At 28.4% G+C, this 3,106-nt stretch carries 2 protein-coding genes; both read left to right on the forward strand.

Features of this window, described 5'->3' with window-relative positions:
- Window positions 1-219: hypothetical protein (locus tag ACI3VO_RS11720; RefSeq protein ID WP_439758089.1), on the forward strand; the 219-nt coding region annotated here is incomplete at its 5' end.
- Window positions 220-349: 130 nt separating this feature from the next.
- Window positions 350-2,800: a DNA helicase RecQ gene (gene recQ / locus ACI3VO_RS11725; RefSeq protein WP_439758090.1), complete on the forward strand. Its 2,451-nt coding sequence runs from the start codon at window positions 350-352 to the stop codon at window positions 2,798-2,800.
- Window positions 2,801-3,106 lie beyond the last annotated feature (306 nt).

Consider the following 3,106-nt stretch of genomic DNA (forward strand, 5'->3'; position numbering starts at 1 on the left):
TTGATTAAATTACTTGAGCAATTTCCATTAAAACAAAGCGCAAAAAAATATAAAAGCGATAGTGATTGCACATATATATCCAATATATATACCGAAAATGAGGGAAGTAAGTATATATGTTGGTGCAGTATTCCAGATGAATGGAGGGCTTTGAGAGATATAATAGTAATTTTATTAAACTATGTGGAGGATAATAGAGGGAAATATTCTCCAAAATAAAAATTTAAATGAGAAATAAATAATTGTAGTATAATAATTCTTAGTTAAATGTATATTATGTATAATATTTGGATATAAACTAAATAGCATAATAATGAGCGGAAAAATATATTCAAGCGAGGAGAATTATATGGATAAGATATTAGATATACTACAAAAGTATTATGGGTATAAGACTTTCAGAAAGGGTCAAGAGAAAATAATTAATAGTATTTTAAGTGGAGAGGATGTTCTAGCTATAATGCCAACTGGTGGCGGGAAGTCGCTTTGCTATCAGATTCCTGCATTATGTATGGAGGGTATTACTATAGTGATATCACCGTTGATATCGCTTATGAAGGATCAAGTGGACACTTTAAATACTATGGGTATTGAAGCTAGTTGTATAAATAGTTCGTTATCTGTAAATGATTATAATGAGGTTTTAAAAAATATATTAAATGATAAATATAAAATATTATATATTGCTCCAGAGAGATTGGAGAATGTAGATTTTTTAAATATTATAAAAAATAAAAATATCTCTCAAATTGCAATAGATGAAGCTCATTGTATATCTCAATGGGGTCATGATTTTAGGGTATCGTATAAGAAAATACCTTATTTTATAAATAATTTAGAAAATAGACCTATAGTTACTGCATTTACAGCGACTGCATCAGAAGAGGTGAGACATGATATTCTAAGGATGTTAGGTCTTGTAAATCCTAAGGTCTATATAACAGGGTTTGATAGAGAAAATTTATATATAAATATAGTTAAATCTTCTACCAAAAATAAATATTTACTAGAATACATAGAAAATCATAAATCAGAAAATGGAATAATCTATGCTGCGACTAGAAAAGAAGTAGAGAAAATTTATGAAGGTCTTTTGAAACGAGATATAAGTGTGCTTAAATACCATGCCGGTATGCCTAACAACGATAGAAAGACAAATCAAGATAAATTTATAAATGATGAAGTAAATATAATGGTCGCAACTAATGCCTTTGGTATGGGTATAGATAAACCAGACATAAGATGGGTCATTCACTATAATATGCCACAGAGTATAGAAAACTATTATCAAGAGATAGGTAGAGCAGGTAGAGATGGACAAAAGAGCGAGTGTATATTGCTTTTTTCACCGGGGGATGTACATACACAGAAGTATTTAATAGATGTAAGTACAGAAAATTTATCTAGAAAATCGATTCAGTATAATAAACTACAGCAGATGGTGGACTTAGTCTATAGCAATTCTTGTTATAGAAAAAGTATATTAGAATATTTCGGTGAGACAATAGGACAAGACTGCGATAACTGCAGTAATTGTCTGAGCGAAGGAGTAATAATTGATAAGACTCTAGATGCACAGAAGGTTATTTCGTGTGTTTTTAGAATGAAAAGAAATTTTGGAATAATAATGATAGTAGATGTGCTTAGAGGCTCTAAAAATAAAAAAGTCTTGGAGGCTGGATTTGATAAATTAAGTACTTATGGAATAATGAAGGATTATTCTAATGAGGAATTAAAAAACTTTATAAATACTTTGATATCTCATGGATTTTTAGATATAAAAGAAAATCCAGGTGCTAGAGGAAGCTTTCCAACTGTATATTTAAATAAGCAATCTATGAGAGTACTAAAAGGTGAGATAAAGGTTGAATTTAAAGAGGTCAAGGTTGCTAAAGAATCTAGAGAGAAAAATGAATTATTTGAAATACTGTCTGATTTGAGAAGATTTATAGCATCAAATGAAAAAATAGCTCCATATATGGTATTTGGAGATGCTACTTTAATTTCAATGGCAAATAGTTATCCGACGACAGAAGATGAAATGCTAAATATTTCTGGAGTGGGCGAAATTAAATATCAAAAATACGGCAAACAATTTATAAATGCAATTGAAAAGTACATATTAGATAAAAATATAGACAAAGAATCAATAAATAAAAACAATGCTAAAGGCTCTAAAGAAAAGGAAGAATTCTTTAAGGTGGATACAGATAAGGATTTGTACGAGCTACTTAAAAAGCTCAGAGCTAAATTTGCAAGAAATGAAAATCTACCATACCATATGATAATGCCTAAGAATACCTTAAAAGAGATCAGCGGTAGATATCCACTTGAATTAGATAAATTAAGCGATATTGCAGGTATGGGTCCTAAAAAAATCGAAAAATACGGACAAGAAATAATAGATACAGTAAAAAAATACGTCGAACAAAACGACATAAAAGTAGATTGGAAGGATAAAAAGAGAAAGAAGCTAATACTAGATGGAGAGAGCAGAAAGCCTAAAGAAATAGCTTTAGATTTATTAAATCAAGGTATTGATATGAGAAAGGTAAGCAACGACTTAGAGGTATCAGTTTCTACTATTTTAGGATATGTATACGATTATATAAAAGAGAAAAATGAGCTTCATTTCAAATTTGATCCGACTATATATTATTGTGAGGATGAAAAGGAACTGATTGAAGAAGGTATAAAAAAACACGGCGAAGAAAAAATACGTGAAATAAAACAATCTCTTCCAGAATACATCAAGTACGAAAGTATAAGAGCGGTTATAATTGAAAAATATATAAGCTAAAAAAGTAAAAAAAAGTACAAATCTTGGGGTAGATTTGTACTAAGCTTATTGGGGAATATTTTTAAATATCAGCATTTTTATTTAAAAATATTTACATTTTGTATGGGATTTTGTATTTATATAACATTTATTATTTACTATTTATTTTATGATTATATTTTATACTAATATAATCTATAAAACAAATTGTTAATAACAACTAAATTTATAGATTATATTTATAGGTTTGTAATTTATTCCTCTTTAATAGTAGACAAGTAAAAAAAATAATGATATTATATTATCGACAGGTTGTCGGTGATATAA

This window comes from Intestinibacter sp. (assembly GCF_051866655.1).
Taxonomy (GTDB): Bacteria; Bacillota; Clostridia; order Peptostreptococcales; family Peptostreptococcaceae; genus Intestinibacter.

Coding starts and splice junctions, on each gene's coding strand:
- recQ (WP_439758090.1), top strand. CDS start 350: ATGGATAAGATATTAGATATACTACAAAAGTATTATGGGTATAAGACT.